Raw genomic sequence first — 22,888 nt, forward strand, 5'->3', positions numbered from 1 at the left:
TAGCTGGGCTTAAAACAAAATGTACCAAGCGACAATCGTTTATTTTCAACAACCTGTTTTTGTAGCATTTCTGGCAATTTATGTATCATAGCATCTTTAACTATTAAGCTTAATGTTTACATATCCAAATATTTTCCGCTCATATGATTTATCATATACTCTAATTTTAATTAGATAAAATACTATTCGTTAAGATAAAATAAAGTTTTTTTTCCTCATTCATTCACCATACTTTTAGCCGACGTAATAATTTTTTGACTTAAAGACCACCATTACTTCACTTCTTCACATCTTTTTTCATTACTTATGAAAAAATATTACTCATGAGCTTGGTGCTCATGTTCACCCTCTTCCACCAAGTAATGGCCCAGACGCGGACCATCTCGGGTAGAGTAATCGACCAGACTAACGGTGGCGGCCTGCCAGGCGTAACGGTGCTGCTGAAAGGCACCACCACCGGTGTATCAACCAACGCCGATGGCGGCTTTACCCTGGGTGTGCCCGCCAGCGGTGGTACGCTGACGTTCAGCTCCGTGGGCTTCGTCACCCAAGACCAACCCATTGGCAGTTCGGCTGTGATGTCGGTGGCCATGGCCACCGATACCAAGCAATTGAACGAAATTGTGGTGATGGGCTATGGTACCCAGCAAAACCGCCGTGAAGTAAAAGGCGCCGTTTCCACAGTAAACTCGGCCGATTACAAAGACCAGCCCATCATTGGCGTTGACCAGGCTTTGCAAGGCCGGGCGGCTGGCGTGCAAGTAACCCAAAGCTCGGGCACTCCTGGCGGCGGCATCAGCGTGCGTGTGCGCGGCGCGGCTTCCATTGGGGCCAGCAACGAGCCGCTGTACGTGGTGGATGGCCTGCCCGTAATTACCGGCAGTACGACTCAGGTAGGCGCGGGCGGCCAGCTGACCAACGGCCTGAATGACCTCAACCCCAACGATATTGAATCCATCGAAGTGCTGAAAGATGCGGCTTCGGCGGCTATCTACGGCTCGCGGGGCTCGAACGGTGTGGTGCTCATCACCACCAAGCGGGGCAAGTCGGGCAAGGCCCGCGTTGACCTCGACTACTACACCGGGGCCCAATCGGTGTGGAAGCGCCCCCAGGTGCTGAACGGGGCTCAGCAAACCCAGCTGTTTCTGGACGCCGCCGCGGGCGCGTATCCGGCCAACGCGGCCGGTAACTACCCTACTGATTTTGGTCCTCCTAATGCTCGGTACGTATTTCGCAGCAACGCCGACCTGGCCGCCTACATCTACGGTCCCGGCGATGCGACCGTCGTGAACGGCTTGGCCCAGTACGTGGACGCCGGCCCCATCCGGCCCCTGAGCCAGTTCCAGAACCCCACCACGTCTACCAGCACCGACTGGACCAAAGAGGTACTGCGCACGGCCCCTATCAGCAACTACGGCCTTACTTTTTCGGGCGGTTCGGATGCCAGCCGTTATCGCTTGGCGCTAAACTACTTCGACCAGCAGGGCACATTCATTGGCTCGGGCTACACCCGGGGCAGCGCCCGCTTGTCGGTGGATAATAAATTGTCGGAAAAAATCCGGATGGGGGTCTCCATTGGCCTGAGCCAAAGTGTTAACAACCGCATTAACAACGACAACAACATCTACGGCGTGCTGACGACGGCTCGTCTGTACCCCAGCGATTTGCCCATCTACAACGCGGACGGTACCTACTACAAAAACGGCTCGCTGGAAAACCCCGTGGCGGCGGGCAAAGAGCCCTACTTCAAATCCACGAACAGCCGCTTGATTGGCAGCCAGTACACCGAGTTTGAGCTGATCAAAAACCTGAAGTACCGGGCCACGTTCGGCATCGATTACACTTACGGGCGCGACGACGTTTTCCTGTCAACCCTGACAAACGCCGGGGCCGCCGTGCGCGGCGATGCCACTGCGGCCACCATACAAAACCTGAACTACAACCACATCAGCTCACTCAACTACAACAAAACTTTTGGCACCGACCACAGCCTGAGCGCTTTGGCTGTGGCCGAGTACCAGCGCAATTCCGAAAGCGACATCTTTACCGAAGTAACGGGCTTCCCCAGCAATGCCATCCGCGAACTTTCGGCGGGCGCTACCAAGACGAACGCCACTTCCTCTTCCACTGGCCGGGCCCTGTTTGGTGTGTTGGCCAAGGTAGATTACGCCTACAAGGGCCGTTACCTGCTCGGCGCGTCGGTGCGCCGCGACCAGTCTTCTACCTTCGGGGCCGATAACCAGGTGGGCTACTTCCCGGCGGTATCTGCCGGTTGGCGCGTAATTGAGGAAGGCTTCCTCAAGGACCAGACTACCCTGAGCGAATTGAAGCTGCGGGGCAGCTACGGCGAAACCGGCAACCAGGCCCTCGGCGACTTTAGCTCGCGCGGCCTCATCAGCCCCGGCCGCAACTACCTCGACCAGGGCGGCCTGTCGTTGTCGCAGCTGGCCAACCCCAACCTGAAATGGGAGCGGACGCGCCAGACCAACATAGGCGTGGACTTCGGCCTCTTCCAGAACCGCCTTTATGTTTCGGCCGACGTGTACCAGCGCAAGACCGACGCCCTCTTACTCGCGCAGAACCTTCCGTCCGACACCGGCTTTCTGAGCTACAGCGCCAACGTGGGCAACATCGAGAACAAAGGCCTCGAGTTCGCGCTGACGACCATCAACTTCCGTAACGAGGGCACCGGCTTCAACTGGGAAACCAACTTCAACATCAGCTTCAACCGCAACTTGGTGACGCTGTTGTCGGACCCCAATCCGCTGGGCATTGCAACGGGCTTCGCCAGCCGCCTCATCGTGGGCCAGCCCCTGGGGGCGTTTTACGGCTACCGCGTGGACCACATCTTCCAGACCCAGGAGGAAATCAACGCGCTGAACGCCGCCTCGACTACCGGTGCCTACCAGTCCCCCAGCACCCGGCCCGGCGACATCAAGTTTAAAGACCTGAACGGGGATGGCCGCATAACTGCTGCCGACCAGGAAATCATGGGCAATGCCCAGCCGAAGTATTACGGCGGCATCACCAACACGTTCCGCTTCATGAATTTCGACCTTAGCGCCTTCCTGCAATACAACGTGGGCAACAAAGTGTACAACAACCCGCGGGCCTACACCCAGGGCATGAGCAGCGTGTACGGCCAGGACGTGGCGGTGCTGAACCGGTGGACGCCTACCAACACCGACACCGACATGCCGCGGGCCGTGTACAACGACCCCAATAACAACGCCCGGACTTCGGACCGGTTCCTGGAGGACGGTTCGTACCTGCGCCTGAAAAGCCTGACCCTAGGCTATTCTCTGCCTTCGGCCTTGGCTACCCGCGCCCACCTGCGCACCGTGCGCATCTACGTGCAGTCGCAGAACCTGGTGACCTTCACCAAATACACGGGCCTCGACCCCGAGGTTAGCACCGCGAACACGGTAAGCGCAACAAACAATTCGGGAAACACCGTGCTTGGCACGGACTTCTTCACCTATCCTCAGGCGCGTACCATCACCGGCGGCGTTACGCTTGGGTTCTAACCTTTTGCTTCTTCTCAACCATGCATATAACTAATTTTCGCCAGCTCGCCACCCGCTCGGCCCTGCTACTGAGCCTGGGGCTAACCGTGGGTGCGTGCGACAAAGCGGTCAACGTTCAGCCGTCGAACAGTGTGAGCTCAACTGCTGGCTACAGCACCAAGGAAGATGCCGCCGCTGGCTTGCTTGGCTGCTACGATGCCGTGCAAAACGTTGATTACGACGGTGTAGGCTTCCCGTCAACGGTTGACTTGCTGGCCCGAGAAATCCGGGAAGTGGGCACGTTTAACACCACTTTTGGCCTGATAAACCAGAACCAGACTTCAGCGGATAACGTGCAGGTAGGCAACACCTGGAACGCCATTTACACCGCCATCAACCGCGCCAACTACCTGCTCCAACAAAGCGATAAGATTACTGACCCCGCGTTTCCGAAGCTGGCTACTCAGGCCCAGGCGCGGGCGTTGCGGGCCTACCACTACATGAACCTGCTGGCCTTGTGGGGCGGCAGCCCCCAAGGCTACGGCTACGACGGGGGTCTCGGGGTGCCGCTGCGCCTCACGCCAACCACGGCCGTTGGCCCGGAAACCGATGCCATTCCCCGCTCAACCGAGGCCCAGGTAGCCGCGGCCATCCGGGCCGACCTGGATTTCGCCATCGCCAACTTGGCGGCCGGCACTGGCAACCGCGTTACCAAAAACTCGGCCCTGGCCCTGCGGGCTCGCTTCGAACTGCGGATGCGCAACTACGCCGATGCCCTGTCGTTTGCCAAGCAGGTGCCCGCCACGGCTGGGTTTGCCACGGCGGCAGCCACGGGCGTCACAACGCCCGATGCCCTCTGGCAACTGGTGTTTTCGAACACAGACCAGAACCTGTTTGCTTTTTACTGGTACCCTGCCCCGGGCGGACGGAACGAATTTGACCCGGGCACAGGCTTTGCCGCGGCGCACCCGGCCGGCGACCGCCGCTTGGCCGTCAACGTAGCTACTGCGCCTGCGGGCACCACGCTCAAATACACCCGCACCGCTACCCGCGACGACCCCTTCAACGTGGTGCGCTACGCTGAGGTAGTGCTTACTTTGGCCGAAGCTGCTGCCCAAACCGGCGACCTGGCCACAGCAGCGCTGCAACTCAACGTCATCCGCACCCGGGCCGGCCTGGCCCCAACCACGGCTACAACGGCTTCGGACTTGATTACCGATATCCTGTTGCAGCGCCGCTTGGAACTAGCTTACGAGGGCAACTACTGGTTCGACCTGCGCCGCACCAACACCGTGCAATCGACCTTGGGCACGGCCCCCCCGGCCGCAGCCAACGCCTGGAACCAGACCTACCGCAACCTATTCCCGATTCCAGTGCGCGAAATCAACGTCACCAACGGGCTGATTGCGCAGAACCCACAGTACTAATTTTCAGCAAAACCATTGCACAAAAAAGCCCAGGCCAAGTTGGCCTGGGCTTTTTTGTGCAATGCAATCCGATGAGACCTCAGAGAATGCACTGGCTCAGGTTGCGGTTTTTCACCATGCTGGCCAGATGCTCATCGACCAGATCCGCCGTGATCCGGACGTGAGCGTGGGGCCCTATTGTATATGTAACTAGGTTTATTACGACCTAATGCACTACTCTTCTGTACCGATACCACTAATAGCAGAAAGAACAGTAAAATTGTCAAATAGCTGGTAAAGAGGATTTTGTGAGATACGTCATTTTACTATTGGTCAAAAAAATCCAATTAACTAATACATAATTTATTTTCTTCCATTCTAAATCATTACCTTTTGAACGGCATATCATCTACTAAATCCAATTTTTCACTTGCCCAAGCGGGCAAAAAACTCTTTTGCGTACATGAAAAAAATGTTACTCATGAGCTTAATGCTCGTAATCACCTTTTTTCAGCACGTTGCAGCCCAAAATAGGGTGGTGTCGGGAAAGGTGACGGACCAGAAGTCGGGCGAAGGTTTGCCTGGGGTTACGGTACTGCTGAAAGGCACTACCAACGGTGGCTCGACTAATGCGGATGGTGGATTTAGCCTGACCATACCCAGTACCGACGGGACCTTGATGTTTAGTTCGGTGGGCTATATACCGCAGCAGCGCATCATCGGCAGCGAAACCAAGTTCAATGTGAGTTTGGTTGCCGACGTGAAGGAACTGAGTGAAGTGGTGGTAACGGCCCTTGGCATCGAGAAGGATAAGCGCACCCTGGGCTATGCCACCCAAGAGATAAAGGGTGGCGAAGTAGCCCAGAAATCAGAGCCCAACGTAGTGAACGCCTTGCAAGGCAAGGTTTCGGGGGTCAACATCACGGGAGCCAGCGGCTTGGCGGGCTCCTCTACAAACATCAACATCCGTGGCATCACCTCTTTAGGAAGCAGCAACCAGCCGTTGTTCGTGGTGGACGGCATCCCGATCAGCAACGACGCTGACCGCACCAACGGGGGCGCTGCTGGCACGCTGTACGGGGCCCAAACCTCCAACCGGGCCGCCGACATCGACCCGGAGAACGTGGCCAGCATCAGCATTTTGAAGGGCCCCGCGGCGGCGGCGCTGTACGGGTCGCGGGCTTCTTCGGGGGCCATTTTGATTACCACCAAGTCAGGCGCAAACGTCACACGGAAGCTGGAGGTCAACGTTACGTCGGGCCTCAACTTCCAGAGTGTGCTCGGCTTGCCCGAGTTTCAGAACGGCTACGGCCAGGGCACCGGCGGAGTAAATACCACCCTCAACGGCGCGGGCAATATCTACACGGGCAGCGTCAATTCCTGGGGCCCGGCTTTCGGCACGGGCCCTACCCGCCCCAACGGCCTGTTACTAGCCGATAACTCGTTCCTGCCTTACCAAGCGTACCCGGATAACATTCGCAACTTTTTCAAGCGGGGTGTACTGCTGACGAACGGCGTTCAACTGGCGGGCAACAACGGAACGTCCAACTTTTCGCTCAACGTCAACAACACGCACCAGAAAGGGCTAACCGAATCGTCGACGTTGAATCGTACCAACGTTCAGTTGGGCGGTGGCACCACTTTGCAGAACAAGATCCGGCTTACGGGTTCGGTCAATTTCTCTCAAACCGACCAGTTGGCGCCCCAAACGGGCAATGGGGCCAGTGCATTCGGCACCTTGTCGGCCGTGCCGCGAAGCTATGACTTGCAAGGCCAGCCCTACCAGACGGTTACGGGGGCCAACCTGTTCTTTCCAGGGCGCGACAACCCGAACTGGAACCTACTGAATACCAACACATCCAGTAACGTCACCCGTTTTATTAACGTGGCCAGCGTAGGCTACGACTTCTTGCCCTGGCTGAGCGTTACGTACCGGGCCGGCTTGGACGCCTACACCGACCGCCGGAAACAGATTGCGGCCATCAGCTCGAACCGCAACCCGACCGGTCTAATTTTCCAAGACAACATCCAGTACGCGGAGTTCACGGGCGACCTGCTGATCAACGCGAAGAAGGATAACCTCTTTTTTGACAAGCTGAACGCCAACCTGTTGGTTGGCCAGCAGGTGAATCAGCGTCGGCGCAACGAGCAGTACGTATCGGCCGCGACGCTTTCGCAGCCCGGCTTTTACAACACCATCAACGCGGCCAACTTTACGGGCAGTGGCGAAATTTCGACGGTTCGGCGCTTGCTGGGCTACTACGCCGACCTTTCGCTGGCCTACAACAACTTCTTGTTTTTGGAAGCAACGGCGCGCGTGGACCAGTCCTCTACCCTACCCAAAAACAACAACACCTACTTGTACCCGTCCGTGTCGGCCGGCTTCGTGTTTACGGATGCCTTTCACATCGATTCGCGCTTCTTCTCCTACGGCAAAATTCGGGCGAACGTGGCCCGCGTGGGCCGCGATGCCGATCCGTACGTGCTGGAATCTTACTACGTTTCGGCCGGCCAAGGCAACAACGTCGCCAACGTGACTTTTCCCTTTAACGGGGTGGTGGGCTTTAAGCCCAGTACGTCCATTGGCGGGGGCGACGTGCTGAAGCCCGAGTTTACCAAGTCGGGCGAGGTGGGCCTGAACCTGGGCTTCTTCAACAACCGCGTCACCTTGGACGCTACCTACTTCAGCACGGTTAGCTCCAACCAAATTTTGCAAGTAACGCTGCCCGGTACCACGGGCTATAGCAGCTTCATAACCAATGCCGGGAAGCTCACCAACAAAGGCATTGAGCTACTGGCCAACATCCGGCCGGTTAAGAGTGCCTCGGGCTTTACCTGGGACGTTACGGCCAACTACACCCGCCTGCGCAACCTGGTGGTGGACATTTACCCCGGCGTGACGAGTTCGTCGATTGCCGGCAACTCGTTCATCGGGTCGGTGCCGTCGTACGTGGTGGGCCAGCCCTACGGGGTTATTTTAGGCCAAAAGAAGGCCACTGCCCCCGACGGCCAGTACCTGATCAACGGTAAAACGGGCTTGTGGGTGCCGGAGCTGAGCGCGCAGGTGACGGCCAACCCGAACGTGAACTGGCAAGGAGGCATTACTAACACCTTGGCCTACAAAGGGCTCAATTTCTCTTTCTTGGTAGATGCCATTGTGGGCGGCGACATCCTGTCGTTCACGCAAGCCGCCTACAAGTCGGCGGGCATGCTAAAGGAAACCGGCGTTGACCGCAACATGCCGCGCGTCATCCCGGGCGTGATTCAGGGCGTGGCGGCCGATGGCAGCGCGACCTACACGCCTAATAATATCCAGGTAGATGCCCAGAACTACTGGAGCAACCAAGGCCTGCAGAGCGACCTGGCCATCTTTGATGGCACCCACTATACCCTACGCGAAGTCTCGCTGGGGTACGCGCTACCCAAGGGACTGCTGGAGCACACGCCGTTTGGCAACGTATCGTTCTCCATCTCGGGCCGCAACCTGCTCTATTATGCCCCCAACGCTAACTTCTTCCCGGAAGTGAACACCCAGGGCGCGGGTAACATCCGCGGGCTCGACTTACAGGGCCCCCCGAGCGTGCGCAGCTACGGCGCCTACCTGCGGTTCACCCTGTAAAGCAATCATAACACGTACAAATGAAGAACTTATCTATCTTCCGGTATTCGGCGCTCGTAGCCGCTGCCGTTCTGGTTGGCAGCTGCTCCCCCAATAGTTTTTTGGATGTAAACGCCAGCCCCAACAACCCCACGGCTGTGCAGCCCAGCGTGCAGCTGCCAACCATCACCATCGGTACGGCGTTCGTAGTGACCAACACCCTGGGCCGCGACGCCGACCTGTTTGTACAGCACTACGCAGGCATTGCCAACCAGCCCGCCACCGAAGACCGCTACGTCATCAACGGCAACTACGACAACGAGTGGCGCGGCGACCTGTACGGCAACAACCTGATTGGGGCCCAAACCTTGATTGCCAGCACTCAGGGCACCAGCCCGGCCTATTCGGGCATCGCGAAGTTGATCAAGGCGTACAACTTCGCGGTGGCGACCGATTTGTGGGGCGACGTCCCCTACTCGCAGGCGTTGCAGGGCCTGGGCAACATTCAGCCCCAGTTTGACAAGCAGCAGGACATCTACGAAGGCGCAACCAACGTGCAAAGCCTGTTTGATTTGGTGCGCGAAGGCTTGGCCGACCTGGATAAAACCAGCGTGCTGACGCCCGGCGCCGACGACTTTGTGTACAAAGGCAGCTTGGCAAAGTGGCGCAAAATGGGCAACATGCTGCTGCTGAAATTTGCCAATACCGTGAGCGTGAAGGACCCCGCGCTGGCCACGAAGGTCATCAACGAAGTGCTGGCGAAAGACCCCAGCGGGAGCGCCACCCTAGGCAGCGCGGCCATTGCTGCCAACGCCGATGATTTCGCCGTTCCCTTCGGCGCGGCGGTTGGCAACACCAACCCGTTTTACTCCTACAACATCACGAACCGGCCCGACGACCAGATGGCCAGTACGCGCTTCCTGGACTCGCTGGTGGCATACAAGGACCCGCGCCTGCCCAAGTACTTCACGACTACGCCCAACAACGCCTCGCCGACCCATACCACTACATTCGGCAAATTCACGGGCTTCGAGAACGGTAACACCACCGTTCCGCCCGGCCGGGCCGACCGTTCGGTATATAGCACCTACGTGCTGGGCAACGCCGGCGAAGGGGCCGTGCGCCTGCTCACCAATTTCCAGCGGGCCTTTATTTTAGCTGAGTCGGCCATCCGGCTAAAAACGAACGGCAACGCCAACTTGCTGTACCAGGAAGGCATCCGGCGGGCAATGGAGGAAACCGGGCTGACGACGACCGAAATTGATGCTTATTTTGCCGCCAACCCCGGCATTGTGACCTTGAGCGGCAGCGACGGCCACAAAATTGGCCAAATTATTCGCCAGAAGTGGATGGCGTGGGTGGGCAACGGCTATGAAGCTTACAACGACTACCGCCGCACTGGCTACCCCAAGCTACAACCGGCCCTAAACGTATCGGTGACCCCGAACATCCCGCGGCGCCTGCTGTACCCGCCGTCCGAAATTGCGGGCAATGGCGCCAACATCCCGGCCGCCGTCATCACCACCGATGTTTGGTGGGCTTCTAAATAACGGGGAAGTTCAACCACACTCATTTGCTTCGCTCCATGAAAAAAATAGCTATCAATATTTTGGCTTTGGCACTCCTGGCCGCTGGTTTTTCGGCCTGCAAAAAGGACTACGGCAACCAGTTAGGGCCCCTGCAGGACAGCGTGGCCGCCATTCCGGTCACGGTCACCAACCAGGAGTTTTTTGAGCGTTTCCCGGTCGTCACTACCAAGGTGGACACGGCCAGCGGCAGCCTCAACTCGACGGGTACGTTTTCCATTGCTTTCAGCATTCCGGCCGATAAGGGCAAAATCAAGGAAATCACGAAAGTGGCAACCGGCAACGGCGGCGTCGAGTACTTGCAAGACGCACGCTACCCCAATTACCTGACCACGGCGGTGGCCGGTAGCGGCACCAACACCATCACGTTCACCTCTAGCCTCACCGCCGTGCGCGACTATCGGACCCGCCTCATCGCGGCTTTTGCTACGCTGCCGGCCAGCGCCACCAAAGCCGCGGCCTTCACCTTCTCGGGCATACCAACGGGTCGCCTGGGGTCGCTCACGCCCAACAAGAACCCCCAGGCCCCTAACCAGCTTCGTTTCTTCTTCTTGATCACGCTGGAAGACGGCCAGACGCTGATTCCGACCGAGGTAGACGTGCGGCTGGTGCAATAAGCGCAAAGCCCCCCCACAAAAAAGACCCGGCCTGCACAGGCCGGGTCTTTTTTGTGGGGCCCCAAGGCGGGAAAATCAGAGGATATACTGGCTCAAGTCGCGGTTTTTCACCATGCTGGCCAGGCGCTCCTCTACCAGTGCAGCGGTGATTTGGATGTGGGCGTGGGGCCCTATTTTATCGGGCACGTCGAAGAGCAGGTCGTTGAGCAGGCGGCTCATGACGGTGTGCAGGCGGCGGGCCCCGATGTTTTCTACTTCAGCATTCACTTCGAAGGCGATTTGGGCCACGCGCTCCAGGGCAGCATCGTCGAAGGTCAGCTCCACTTCCTCGGCTTTGAGCAAGGCCTCGTATTGCTTGGTGAGGGCATTCTTGGGGTCTTTGAGGATGCGGTAGAAGTCGTCTTTGGTCAGGCTTTGCAGCTCAACGCGGATGGGGAAGCGGCCTTGCAGCTCGGGAATCAGGTCGCTGGGCTTGCTGACGTGAAACGCGCCGGCGGCGATGAACAAGATGTGGTCGGTATTGACGATGCCGTACTTGGTGCTTACGGCCGAGCCCTCCACGATGGGCAGCAGGTCGCGCTGCACGCCTTGGCGGCTCACGTCGGGCCCCCCGTTCTTGCCGCCGCCGCTGGTGGCCACCTTGTCAATTTCGTCGATGAAGATGATGCCGGCATTTTCAGCCTGGCGGATGGCTTCCTCCTTTACCTCGTCCATGTCGATGAGCTTAGCCGCTTCCTCTTCGAGGAGGACTTTGCGGGCCTCGGCCACGGTCACTTTGCGCTTGCGCGACTTTTTGGGCAGCATGTTGCCCAGCATTTCCTGCAAGCCTGACAGAGCAGCCTCGTCCATGCCCGGGGCCCCCATGATGCCCACGTTGGGCCCGCCTTGCGCCACCTGGATTTCGATGTGGCGGTCTTCCATTTCGCCGTTGCGAATTTTCTGGCGGAACCGCTCGCGGGTGCGCTCGTTCAGCTCCTGGTCGGAAGTGGGCAGGGCGTCGCCCACGATGTTTTCGCTGCTGCCGCTGAAGCCCACGTTCGCGCGCGCCGCGCCGCCGTCCTTGGCGGGGGCCTTGAGCGGCGGGATGAGGGCGTCGAGAATTGCGTCTTCCACGGCCTGGGCGGCCTGGGCCTTCACAGCCTCCTGGCGGCGCTGGCGCACGCGGTTCACGCTTTGCTCGGCCAGGTCGCGCACCATGCTTTCCACGTCGCGGCCCACGTAGCCTACCTCGGTGAACTTGCTGGCTTCGACCTTCACGAAGGGGGCGTCGGCGAGGTGGGCCAGGCGGCGAGCTATTTCAGTTTTGCCCACGCCGGTGGCCCCGATCATGAGGATATTGTTGGGCACGATTTCGGCCTGCATGTCGGCTGGCGCGTGCAGGCGGCGCCAGCGGTTGCGCAGGGCAATGGCCACGTGGCGCTTGGCCTCGTGCTGGCCGATGATGTACTTGTCGAGTTCGGCCACGATCTGGGCCGGGGTCAGGAAATGTTCTTGAAGCATGGGCAAGGAATGGGGCCCCGGGCCGGCGAACGGCCGTCGCCCCGGGGCCCGGGGAGTAGTTTTTATAACCCGCGGGCTAATCTTTCTTCTTAACCAAAGCGCGCGCCAGGGTAAAATAGTTGCTTGCCCCCGACGCTTGCAGGGTAGCATACGTGTAATCGAGCTGGAAGCCGCTGATGGCCACCATGGCCCCGAAGGCGAGGCCGGCCCCGCCGCTGGTATTGGCCAGGCGCAGCTCGCGGCGCTGAAGGTGGTTGTAGCCCACGCGCAGCTGCAAGTTTTGGCTCAGTACCAAGGCCGCGCCCACCGTAAAGTGCCGGGCCAGGTTGTCGCCGAAGCTTTTGGTGGGGGCCTGGGCAACGCCATTGGCGTCGAGGGTGGTGGCCGCAGGGTCGAGGTACTGGATGTCCCACTGCTGCAAGTGGTGGGCCGTGAGCGAGAAGCGCACCGGCATGTGCGCGGGCTTAGCGGTGGCGCCCAGCTGCACGTCGAGCGGCAGGGGGCCCCGGGCGGTACCGTCGTAGGGCACGAACTGGTAACCTAAGTTTTTGGCCACCAAGCCCAGCGTAAAATCCTGCGTGGGGTGCTTATATAATACGCCGGCGTCGGCCACGCCGGCCAGCGAGCGGTTGCCGGCAATGCTCGACACGGCCAGCTTAGCGGTGAGGCCAAACGTGAACTTGCCCTTAGTGTAGCTGTCGCTCACGCCGGCCGTGTACTCGCTCACCACGAACGAGCCCAGGCTGTTGCCGGCCGCGTCGTAGCTGGGCAGGTCGGCGTAGTTCACGTACGTCAGGGCCAGGCCGAAGCGGCCGGCTTTGGCCGTGTTGAAGACGTAGGCGGCGGTGCTCTGCTTGATGTCGGCCACGTAGCCCACGTAGCTCAAGGCCAGGCGGTGGTCCATGTCGGCGTTCAGCAGCGCGGGGTTGCCGAAGAGCATGGTGGGGTCGGCACTACGGGCCGACGGGTTCATGCCGCCCCAGGCCGCCAGCTGGGCCCCGGGCGGCAGGTCCAGAAATGGCAGCACCGACCGCCCGCCGAGCTGGGCGGCGGCGGGCAGGGCCCCCAGCAGGCCCGCCAGTCCGAAAGCAAAACCGGTGAGCCGGCGGGCGGAAAGGTGCTTCATGGGGAATTAAAAATTAAAAATGAAGAATTAAAAATTGAAAAGAGCACTGCCGACGAGCCATTTTTAATTCTTCATTCTTAATTTTTAATTCTTTTCCCTACTGCACCTCCACGCTGGGGCCCGGGGCGGCCACGGGCTCGTCACGCACGGGCAGTTTTTGGGGATGCGGCACCAACTCGGTAAGCAGGGCCACGCCCAGCACATCCGACACGCGGTCGACGTAGTGAATGTGGAGGCCCTGAAGGTAGTCGGCCGTTATTTCGTCCACATCCTTGCGGTTCTTGGCACAGAGGATGATGTCCGTCATGCCGGCGCGGCGGGCAGCCAGCAGCTTTTCCTTGATGCCGCCCACCGGCAGTACCTTGCCACGGAGGGTGATTTCGCCCGTCATGGCCAGGCGCGGGCGCACCCTGCGCTGGGTGAAGGCCGAGGCCATGCTGGTGAAAATGGCGATGCCCGCGCTGGGCCCGTCCTTGGGCACGGCGCCCTCGGGGAAGTGAATGTGCAAGTCGTACTGGTCGAACAAGCGGTAGTCGATGCCGATTTCGTCGGCCCGGCTGCGCAGGAAGCTCAGGGCCGTGATGGCTGATTCCTTCATTACGTCGCCGAGCTGGCCCGAGAGCGTGAGCTTGCCGCGCCCGCGGCTCAAGAGGCTCTCCACGAATAAGATGTCGCCGCCCACGCTCGTCCAGGCCAGGCCCGTTACCACGCCGGCCGTGTCGTTGTCCTGGTACATGTCGCGGTCGAACAGAGCCCCGCCCAGGATTTTGCGTACCTCGGCGGGGTCGAGCACGGCGGGCATGAGCTCCTTGCCGGCCTTGCGGCGGGCGAGGTTGCGCGTCACGGCGGCCAGCTTGCGTTCCAGGCCGCGCACACCGCTTTCGCGGGTGTAGTCGTCGGCCACGCGGTGCAGCGCGGCATCGGTGATCTTCACTTCCTGGGGCCCCAGGCCGTGCTCGCGCAGCTGCTTGGGCCAGAGGTGCTTCTTGGCAATCTGCACCTTCTCTTCCTGGGTGTAGCCGGTCAGGTCGATGATTTCCATCCGGTCGCGCAGGGCCGGCTGGATGGTGTCGAGTGAGTTGGCGGTGGCAATGAACAGCACCTTGCTCAGGTCGTACTCCACCTCCAGGTAATTGTCGACGAAGGTCGAGTTTTGCTCCGGGTCGAGCACTTCGAGCAGGGCCGAGCTGGGGTCGCCGCGGAAGTCGGCGCTCACCTTATCAATTTCATCGAGAATAATGACCGGGTTGCTGGCCCCGGCCTTCTTGATTTGGTTGATGATGCGGCCCGGCATGGCCCCCACGTAGGTTTTGCGGTGCCCGCGGATTTCGGCCTCGTCGCGCACGCCGCCCAGGCTCAAGCGCACGTACTTGCGGCCCAGGGCCGTGGCAATGCTGCGCCCGAGGGAGGTTTTGCCCACGCCGGGGGGCCCGTACAGGCACAGAATCGGCGACTTCAAGTCCTGTTTCAGCTTGAGCACGGCCAAGTATTCAAGGATGCGCTCCTTTACTTTTTCCAGGCCAAAGTGGTCGGCATCGAGGATTTTGCGGGTTTGCTTGAGGTTGATTTTGTCCTTCGTGTACTCGTTCCAGGGCAAGTCGAGCAGGAACTCTACGTAGTTGGAAATCACCGAGAAGTCGGGCGCCATGGGGTTGGTGCGGGCCAGCTTTTCCATCTCCTTGGCGAAGTGCAGGGCCACCGGCTCGGGCCACTTTTTGGTCAGGGCCCGGTCACGGTAGCGGCCGATGTCCTGGTCGGGGCCCTCCTGGCCGAGCTCGTCCTGCAAGGTTTTGAGCTGCTGGCGCAGGAAGTATTCGCGCTGCTGGGCGTCGATGCCGGTGTGGGTTTTGGTGCGGATGTCCTGCTTAATTTCGAGCAGCTCCACTTGGTTGAGCAGCGCTTCGAGCAACTGGCGGGCCTGCTGCTCGGGGTCACTCAGCTCGAGCAGGCGCTGCTTGGCGGGCAGGTCGAGCTGCACGTTCGAGCACAGAAAATGCGTGAGGAAGGCCGGCGACTGGATGCCTTCGAGCATGCTGCGCGCCTCCGACGGGATTTCGGGGCTCAGCTCCACTACTTTGCCGGCGGCTTCGCGCAGGCTTTGCAGCAGGGCAAATTCGGCGGGCACGTCCACGTTCAGCGACGTTTCGGCGAAGTACTGCACCCGGGCCGTGAGGCGGGGCGCGTAGGTTAGCTCCTCCTCAATGGCGAAGCGCACCTGGCCCTGGATGATGATGGTCACCTGCCCATCGGGCTGGTCGATGAGCTTAAGGATGCGGGCCAGCGTGCCTACGGGGTGCAGCTCGGCCACGGTGGGTTCGGCGTCGTCGGGGCTGCGCTGGGCCACTACGCCGAGCAGCTTGTCGCCGCTGGCGTAGATGGCGCGCACCAGCTTGGCGCTTTTCTTGCGCGTGACGGTGACGGGCAGCACCACGCCCGGAAACAGCACGGTGTTGCGCACGGGCAGCAGCGGCAGCTTGGCCGGCGCATCGTCGCCGTTGAGCAGGTGGTCGGGGTCGGCGGCCATGATGGCAATGGCCTCGGGTTGGGGATTGGCTTCGCCGCGCAGCCGGTGGGGGCGTGCGGCGGCGATAGAAACAGAAGCCAGGTGCATGGCAGAGGAAATCAAAGGACAAGCGCCGTGGGTGCCAAATTGGCAGCCCGCCGCGCATACAGAATCAGCCGACAAGATACACCCGCCGGCGGCCCTGGCTGGTCAAGCGCCGTGCCAAAGCCCAGGGCCCGCCAAAGCGACGCTTACCCGGATAATTATATTTTTTTGAACAACTTGCATCCGCTATTCAACTCTTCGTACCCGGGCCATGCCTGTAATATTTTGTCGGCGGGCGCTGCAGTGGCTCGTCTTTGCGTGGGGCCTGGCCCTGGGGGCCGGCGCGTGGGCCCAGGCGCCGCGCCCGGCTGTTGCGCCGGGGGCCTATAAAGCGCGCGGCCTTGGCAGCCGCACCAGCAGCCAGCTGCGCCTGCGCCCCGACGGCACCCCCGATTTTGTGTACCTCAATCAGTACCGCTTCTACGAAGATAAAAAAGCCCTGCGCGCCATTGCCCACGCCGAAAAGCGCCACCGTTACCACCAGGCCCAGCTGCTGCTCGAAGAATACATCGCGCGGTTCGGACCCGAAAACTTCGGGCGCGGCACCGGGCTGCTCTGGCGCATGGGCCAGCTGCTGGAGCGCGACAGCCAGCTGGTGAAAGCCAAAGCATACTACCGCCTGGCCCTAAAGCATTGCCAAACGGATGTTACCAAAGTGCAATTGTATTACGATTCGCTGGAGCAAAAAACTACCGCCTTGTACGTGCCCCTGCAAACGTACTACAACCTGGTAGAGTACCGCAAAAACCTCAATACGTTCCACCCGCCCAAGGGCGTGTACACGAGCATGGGCGACGCCGTGAACAGCAAGGCCCCCGACTACGGCCCCACCCTGGCCGGGCGCGATTCGCTGCTGCTGTTCAGCAGCAAGCGCAAGCGCCGGGGTTTGGCCGGCACCGTCGACGAAGACCTCTATACCTCGCGGCGCGAGGGCGTGAGCTGGACCGACGCCGAGCCGCTGCCCAAACCCATTAATTCGCCTTACAACGAGGGCTCGGCGTGCTTTAGCAAGGACGGGCGCACCATCTACTTTGCCCGCTGCGAGTGCCCCACCTGCCACGGCAACTGCGACCTGTACACGGCCAAGCTGAGCAAAGACGGCCAGTGGAGCGTGCCCCGCAGCCTGGGCCCCGCCGTGAACTCGGTGGCCTGGGACTCGCAGCCCGCGCTGTCGCAAACCGAAGACACCCTGTACTTTGCCTCTGACCGCCTGGGTGGTTTTGGGGCGAGCGACATCTACTTCACCGCCCGCCAGAAGAACGGCCAGTGGGGCCCCGCCCAAAACCTGGGGCCCGTGGTGAACACCCGCGAGAGCGAGGTTAGCCCCTTCTACCACCCGCTCTACCACGTGCTGTACTTCAGCTCGCGCGGGCAATTGCTGAACTTCGGCGACTTTGACATCTACAAAACCTACCGCGTGCAAGGGCGCTGGCAGGAGCCGCGCAACATCGGGCCCCTGGTGAACGGCAAGGGCCCCGAATACTACTTCACCATCGACCGCGAGAGCAAAAATCTCTACTACGCGCGCTCCGAGCCCACGGAGGTGGGCAACCTCGACCTCTACTCCTTCCCGCTGCCGATGGAGGCCCAGCCGCTGGCCACCACCACCGTGGCCGGCACCCTGCGCGACTCCGTGAGCAACAAGCCGCTGCAAGGCATTGTGAGCGTGATTGATACCGACAACGGCGTGGAGGTGGCCAGCAAGTACCTGCGCCCCGACGGCAGCTTCGACTTTGAGCTGATGGAGGGCTCGCACTACGTGCTGCTCATCCAGAGCCCCGATTTTTTCAGCGTCGAGAAGAAGTTTGAGCTGAAGGGCGACACCTTAGTGAGCCTGCTGACGAACAGCCTGAATTACAAGCTGCCGCTGGTGTTCAAGAACATCGAGTTTGAGGCTGGCAAGGCCAACGTGCTGCCGGCCATGCACTCCACCCTCGACCGGCTCACCACCTTCCTGGCCGACCACCCCACCTACCGCCTCAGCATCGCGGGCCACACCGACGCCCAGGGCGACCCCGACGCCAACCTCCTTCTGTCGCAGGCCCGTGCCGAAGCCATCCGCCGATATATTGAGCGCCGGGGCAAAATTGCGCCCGCCCGCCTCGAAAGCGGCGGCTTTGGCAGCTCCCAACCGTTGAAAGACGAGGCCAACGAGGCCGATGCCCGCGTGAACCGCCGCGTGGAGTTCCGCATCCTCAAGCCCGAAGGCGACGCCCCGGCCGGCGGGGCCTGGAAATAAAAATGGGGCCGGAGCCCCAAATTCAACCAATTGTTTTACAGCGCTTTGGCGAAAATATAGGCATTTAGCAGCATGAAGGACAGGGCTGGCAGCGAGACCAGCAAGCCGTCCTTCACTTTGATGCGGACGGCCACGCCCAGGAACATCAGCAGGGCCAAGCCGCCGGAGGAAATTAGTAGGATGAGGTTGTATTTCAGGCCCACCAGCAGCCCAACGGCCCCGAGCAACTCGAAGATTATGGCAACCAGTCCCAGCCCTTCCAGCCCAAACCGTTTGAACTCGTCTTTCATAGCGGGGGATACAAAATAGGCAATCCCGTAGCCTAAAAAGGACAAGCTCGAAACCAGGACCAGGACTATAAACAAATACATCAGGCGGCAGAAATATGCAGGGCGGCGTAAGCAATGAATAAGCTCAGCACCAGCAAGATGAAGGAAGGGGCGCGCTTAAAAAGCGGATTATTGACCTTGTAGTGAAAGTACTGCGCGGCCAGCATCAGCGCGGCCATGAGCAGGGCGGGCACCAGCACCAGGGCCGGGTACCAGATGCCCGCAATCAGCAGGGTGGCCAGGGCAATTTTGGTGGCTCCCACCAGCGTACGGGTTTGGTCGCTTAGGCCGTACTGCTTGAATTCCAGCACGATATTATCGAATCGGAAGACCCACACGTAAATAACCGACAGGGCGACGACGAGCTGGGCGATGATGGCGGCGGTAGTCATGCTAGTTTCCGTTTAGGGCCCCGGCGGCCGATTCTTTTGCCGCGTTGGCTCGGATTGCTGCCGGCCATGCCGCGCCATTTTCCGGGCCCGGCGCAGTGCACAGGTTCGGTAGCAAAGCTCCAAAGTCGCTCGAATGTTTAGGGCGCGGGCGTTAGCAAGCCGCGTCCGGGCCCCAACCAGTCGCGCCAAAGCAAGCAGGTCGCTCAGCAATAGTTGTCCGCTGTCAGCCAATGATGTACCACCTATCAACAAAAGCCGCCTAGCCGCTTAACTAAACGCCCACCACGGCGCCTGCCGCACCGGGTCGCCCACGGCGTAGGGCTCGCCGATGCGGGGCACCGTGACGGGCACGCCCAGGGCCCCGGCGGCGGGCAGCAAGCGCTGGATGGGCTCGTTCCAGGGGTGGTAGGCCAGCGTGAATTTGGCCCAGTGCACCGGCCAGAGCACGGCGGCGCGCAGGTCGCGGGCAGCCTGGGCCGTTTCCTCGGGCAGGGTGTGGATGGCGTGCCACAGCTCGTCGTACTGCCCGTTTTCGAGCAGGGCCAAATCGAAGGGCCCGTACTGGGCGCCGGTTGCCTTGAAGTGCGGGCCGTAGCCGCTGTCGCCGCCCAGGTACAGGCGGCAGGGCCCCAGCTGGAGCACAAAGGCAGCCCACAGCGTGTTTTGGGGCGACAGGCTGCGGCCCGACATGTGCTGCGCCGGCACGGCCGTGAGCTGCACGCCGGGCAGTGGCGCGGTGGTTTCGTGCCAGTTTAGCTCCGTAATTTGGTCGGCGGCGTAGCCCCAGTGGCGCAGGTGGGCCCCCACGCCCAGGGCCGTGACCACGCGGGCCACCTGGGGGCGCAGCGCGGCCACGGTGGCGTAATCAAGGTGGTCGTAGTGGTCGTGGGTGAGCACCAGCACGTCGATGGGCGGCAGGTCGGCCACGCCGTAGCCGTTGCTGCCCGCAAAGGCCCGCACCGAGCCCGGCACCGGCGAGGCATTGCCGCTGAACACGGGGTCGACCAGGATGTTAAATTCCTGGTATTTAATTAGGTACGACGAGTGGCCAAACCAGATGAGGGTGGGCCGCGCGAAGGGCCCCGGGGCCCGCAGGTTGGTGGCCACCGACGGCAGCGGCCGGCTGGGGCGGCTGGTTTTGGGCCGGTTCAGGTAGCCCCGCAGCAGCTTGCCCATTGGGGCGTCGCCGGGGCTAAAATTCACCCCGCCCAGGTTCTGAAACTTGCCGCCCTTGAAGTTGGGCAGCGCCGCAAATTGCTGGGCCTGCGCCGCTGAAGGGCTTTTGCCGAGGATTTTCATTCGTAAGAAACGGGACCCTAACTGGGCCGCTGGGGCGTAGACGGCCGGGGCCCCACGATGCTTTAGGGGCCCTACGAAACGGCCAGCACCTGCACCGTTTTGCCATTGAACACGGCCGCCTCACCGGCGCGCTTGCCCTTCAGGGCCAGGGCCACCGGCGCGGCGCCCGACACGGCGAAGCACTCCTGCCCTCCCACCACCAACCGGCCGGCGCTGATGGCCAGGTAGAACCAGCCCAGCGAAGTGTGCACCAGGGCCCCGGGGCGCACGGCGTCGCAGGGCGCGTCGGGGCTGATGCGGGCCAGCTCGGCGGCCAGCTGGCGGGCCTGGTGCAGCTGGCCGGCGTTGCGGTCGCGCTCCTGGGTGGCCATTTCGCGGCCGGTTTCGTACTTGTCGCCCGCGCTGCTTTTGGTGTCGGAGTTGGCCGATTCCTGAGCGGCCTGCATGGCCAGGGCGGCGGCGGCCATGCGCTGCTCGATGAAGGCCCGGCAGGCGGCGTGAAGGGCAGGTTTGGGCAAAAAATCGGCCATTGGGACGAAGCGGAAAGGGTGAAAGCAGGCCCGGCCGGGCCCCGGCAACCGCCGCGCAGCCGGGGCGGGCACCAAAATCGGGTAATTCTACGCGCTAAACAGTTGGGCACGCTTTGGTTCTTTGCAGCGCTGAACCTAAACCGTGCGGGGCTCTAGCTTTTTGCCGCGCCGCACGACGTGAAATCACTCGCCTCCTTTTTCCCCACATGAGCCCTTCGCCCACGCTGACCCTTGAAGCGGAGGCCACCGCGCAACGCCTGCCGCGCTGGCAGCAGCGGCAAAAGAACTTCGACGCGGCAGGACCCGCCACCACCGATGGGGCCCGGCGCGCCAGTGTTATCCCTTCTCATACTTCCCCCATGTCGCCGCGCGAACTCGCCAACCTCCCCGCCCTGAAAAGTGCCCAGCGCGCCGAGTTTTTGCGCCGGGCCCGGCAGCTGGGCCACCACCTCGACGCGCTGGCGCAGGGGCTGGAGGAGCACCGTTTTTTTACCGCCACCGCCGACGCGCTGCGGCTGCTGCCCGCCGCGGCCTTGCTGCCGCACCCCGTGCCCGGCTTCTACCAGCCGGCCCCGGGGCCCGGGGCCCCGGGCAAGGGCGGCGCGCTGGTGTTTGCCGCCGGCCCGCTGGCGGCGGCCCCCCGGGGCCCCGTGCACGTGCAGGCGGTGTCCGTCGACACCAAGGTGCTGGGCCCCGGTGAGCAGTGGGACGTGAGCGCGCCCGGCGGCGACGCCTGGGGCCCCGCCGGCCTGCCCCCCTACGTGGTGGTGAACGTGCGGCGGCTGATTTTGCACCCCGGGGCCGCCGTGGTGGTGTGCGGCCACGCGTTTTCGCTGCTCTGCCAGGAGTACCGCTGCCTGGGGGGCGCGGGCGCCGATGGCCACCAGGTGGCCATCGGGCCCGCGCCGCCAGCGGCCGGCCTACCGGGCCCCTACCAGTTGGCCGAGTTGGTGTTCCGCGACGTGCGAGGGGGCCTGGCCGTGCACGCTCAACCGGCCGCCCACGCGCCCGGCCAGCGCGTGGTGCTGGCCCAGCACGTTTCCGATCCGGCCTAATCCGCTCCCACTCAGGCAGGAATAGTTGGCAGCAACTTTTTATTACGCATTGGTTGCTAGTTACTTATACATTTATAACGTTTACCTTACTTCCCCTAATAAATGTCTGTTATTCCGAGCATCCTTACCCCCGAGCAGTTCGAGCAGTACAGCGCCGAATGGCTAAAAATTGCCAATGACGCCGAGGGCGACGCGCTGGCCCAGTGCTTCGCCGCGCCCGGCCACGGCCGCCGCACCTGCGCCAGCCTGCCCATCCAGCAATTGGTGTGGCTGGTGTCGACGGTGGGGGTAGTCTTCGTCAGGACCCGGTTCCTGGCCATTGCCCCCTCCGACGGCCACCCGGCGCGCTTTGCACTGGCCTTGTTTGCCACCGATGCTGCGGGCAAGCGCCTGTCGGCCTATTACTTGGCCGATGCCGAAGAGGCCGCGTCCGCGCTGCACGCAACCCAGGTGCCGCACGATTTGGTGAAGGCCTGGCTGCAAAACTGGACCGCCGCGCCGGCCGTCACGCCCGTCCTGTTTGCCACCGCCTACGGGCCCCTGCAAGGCTATACCTTCGACGTGGGCGATTTCCTGGAGCCGCTCTTCGCCGCCCAGCCCTTCGGCGACCAAACGCTGCGGATTAGCTTCGGCCTGCACGAGTACTACCCCGTCGAGGGCCCCCTGGCCCAGACCTTCGGGCTGGTGCTGCGCCTCCACGACCCCAAGAAGCTAGAGGGCGGCTCCGACGACCCATTCTTTGATATGTCGAAGCCTTGCCCACCTTATTGTTAGAGTTCTGAGCAGGCACTGATTGGCGGGCCTTTTTATTTACTCTACCTTCTACCCCAGGTGGCATGACTGGCCAAGAATTATCCCATCTAATTGGGAACTTGTCGCGGGCCGCGCTTGCGGCGGCGTTCTTAAGTGGCGCGGTCCGCTTCCGCCGGCTACCGCCAGAACTACGCTTCTTGGCGGTGTTTCTGGGGTTTGACATGGCAACAGAGATTGCCTCTACGTGGCTGGGATACTTACATCAACCCAACTTATTTCTGTACCCATTTTTTGCAGCGGCTGAGGTATGGTTTTTGGCGTTGGTTTACGACCGGGCGTTGCAG

General features: G+C 61.3%; 15 protein-coding genes. 8 read left to right on the forward strand and 7 right to left on the reverse strand.

All coding sequences use genetic code 11. The features are described from left to right. Nucleotides 1-338 precede the first annotated feature (338 nt). From AXW84_RS16115 to AXW84_RS16135, 5 genes are all read left to right on the forward strand, one after another. On the forward strand, nt 339-3,527 hold the full coding sequence (locus AXW84_RS16115; RefSeq protein WP_157887072.1) for a SusC/RagA family TonB-linked outer membrane protein: 3,189 nt from the start codon (nt 339-341) through the stop codon (nt 3,525-3,527). A 20-nt stretch (nt 3,528-3,547) separates the two neighbouring features. Then, complete coding sequence (locus AXW84_RS16120) at nt 3,548-4,933, forward strand: RagB/SusD family nutrient uptake outer membrane protein (RefSeq protein WP_068235431.1); 1,386 nt, start codon at nt 3,548-3,550, stop codon at nt 4,931-4,933. Nucleotides 4,934-5,375: 442 nt separating this feature from the next. After that, a complete protein-coding gene (locus AXW84_RS16125; protein ID WP_068239568.1) occupies nt 5,376-8,531 on the forward strand; it encodes a SusC/RagA family TonB-linked outer membrane protein in 3,156 nt (1,051 codons plus the stop codon). 20 nt (nt 8,532-8,551) lie between these two features. Then, nucleotides 8,552-10,060 (forward strand): SusD/RagB family nutrient-binding outer membrane lipoprotein, encoded by a 1,509-nt coding sequence (locus AXW84_RS16130; protein ID WP_071891442.1) that lies wholly within the window; start codon nt 8,552-8,554, stop codon nt 10,058-10,060. A gap of 35 nt (nt 10,061-10,095) precedes the next feature. Next, nucleotides 10,096-10,713: a hypothetical protein gene (locus AXW84_RS16135; protein WP_068235437.1), complete on the forward strand. Its 618-nt coding sequence runs from the start codon at nt 10,096-10,098 to the stop codon at nt 10,711-10,713. Between the two features lie 75 nt (nt 10,714-10,788). On the opposite strand, the gene hslU is transcribed toward AXW84_RS16135, so the two are convergent. The 3 genes from hslU to lon all read right to left on the reverse strand — a co-directional run bounded on the left by hslU (nt 10,789) and on the right by lon (nt 15,863). Further along, nucleotides 10,789-12,213, reverse strand: a complete 1,425-nt coding sequence (gene hslU, locus AXW84_RS16140; RefSeq protein WP_068235440.1) for an ATP-dependent protease ATPase subunit HslU — start codon at nt 12,211-12,213, stop codon at nt 10,789-10,791. A 76-nt stretch (nt 12,214-12,289) separates the two neighbouring features. Then, nucleotides 12,290-13,339 carry a type IX secretion system protein PorQ gene (gene porQ, locus AXW84_RS16145; RefSeq protein WP_068235443.1) on the reverse strand — a complete coding sequence of 350 codons (1,050 nt, stop codon included), beginning with the start codon at nt 13,337-13,339 and terminating at the stop codon, nt 12,290-12,292. A 97-nt stretch (nt 13,340-13,436) separates the two neighbouring features. Further along, nucleotides 13,437-15,863, reverse strand: a complete 2,427-nt coding sequence (gene lon, locus AXW84_RS16150) for an endopeptidase La (protein WP_068239570.1) — start codon at nt 15,861-15,863, stop codon at nt 13,437-13,439. A 295-nt stretch (nt 15,864-16,158) separates the two neighbouring features. Between lon and AXW84_RS16155 the strand changes: the two genes are divergently transcribed. Continuing rightward, nucleotides 16,159-18,186, forward strand: coding sequence for an OmpA family protein (locus tag AXW84_RS16155; protein WP_082773941.1), 2,028 nt, complete (start codon nt 16,159-16,161; stop codon nt 18,184-18,186). Nucleotides 18,187-18,221: 35 nt separating this feature from the next. Here the strand turns inward: AXW84_RS16155 and AXW84_RS16160 are convergent, their stop codons facing one another. The 4 genes from AXW84_RS16160 to AXW84_RS16175 all read right to left on the reverse strand — a co-directional run bounded on the left by AXW84_RS16160 (nt 18,222) and on the right by AXW84_RS16175 (nt 20,736). Further along, a complete protein-coding gene (locus tag AXW84_RS16160; RefSeq protein ID WP_204248387.1) occupies nt 18,222-18,476 on the reverse strand; it encodes a hypothetical protein in 255 nt (84 codons plus the stop codon). Between the two features lie 80 nt (nt 18,477-18,556). Further along, complete coding sequence (locus AXW84_RS16165; RefSeq protein WP_068235450.1) at nt 18,557-18,907, reverse strand: DoxX family protein; 351 nt, start codon at nt 18,905-18,907, stop codon at nt 18,557-18,559. 267 nt (nt 18,908-19,174) lie between these two features. Beyond that, nucleotides 19,175-20,206 carry an MBL fold metallo-hydrolase gene (locus AXW84_RS16170; RefSeq protein WP_068235453.1) on the reverse strand — a complete coding sequence of 344 codons (1,032 nt, stop codon included), beginning with the start codon at nt 20,204-20,206 and terminating at the stop codon, nt 19,175-19,177. A gap of 71 nt (nt 20,207-20,277) precedes the next feature. Next, nucleotides 20,278-20,736 carry a 3-oxoacyl-ACP synthase gene (locus AXW84_RS16175; RefSeq protein WP_068235456.1) on the reverse strand — a complete coding sequence of 153 codons (459 nt, stop codon included), beginning with the start codon at nt 20,734-20,736 and terminating at the stop codon, nt 20,278-20,280. Nucleotides 20,737-20,942: 206 nt separating this feature from the next. On the opposite strand from AXW84_RS16175, the gene AXW84_RS16180 reads away from it, so the two are divergent. Beyond that, nucleotides 20,943-21,791, forward strand: coding sequence for a hypothetical protein (locus AXW84_RS16180; protein ID WP_157887073.1), 849 nt, complete (start codon nt 20,943-20,945; stop codon nt 21,789-21,791). A 102-nt stretch (nt 21,792-21,893) separates the two neighbouring features. Further along, complete coding sequence (locus tag AXW84_RS16185; protein WP_068235463.1) at nt 21,894-22,565, forward strand: hypothetical protein; 672 nt, start codon at nt 21,894-21,896, stop codon at nt 22,563-22,565. The last annotated feature ends 323 nt before the right edge of the window (nt 22,566-22,888 follow it).

The organism is Hymenobacter sp. PAMC 26628 (assembly GCF_001562275.1).
Classification (GTDB): Bacteria; Bacteroidota; Bacteroidia; order Cytophagales; family Hymenobacteraceae; genus Hymenobacter.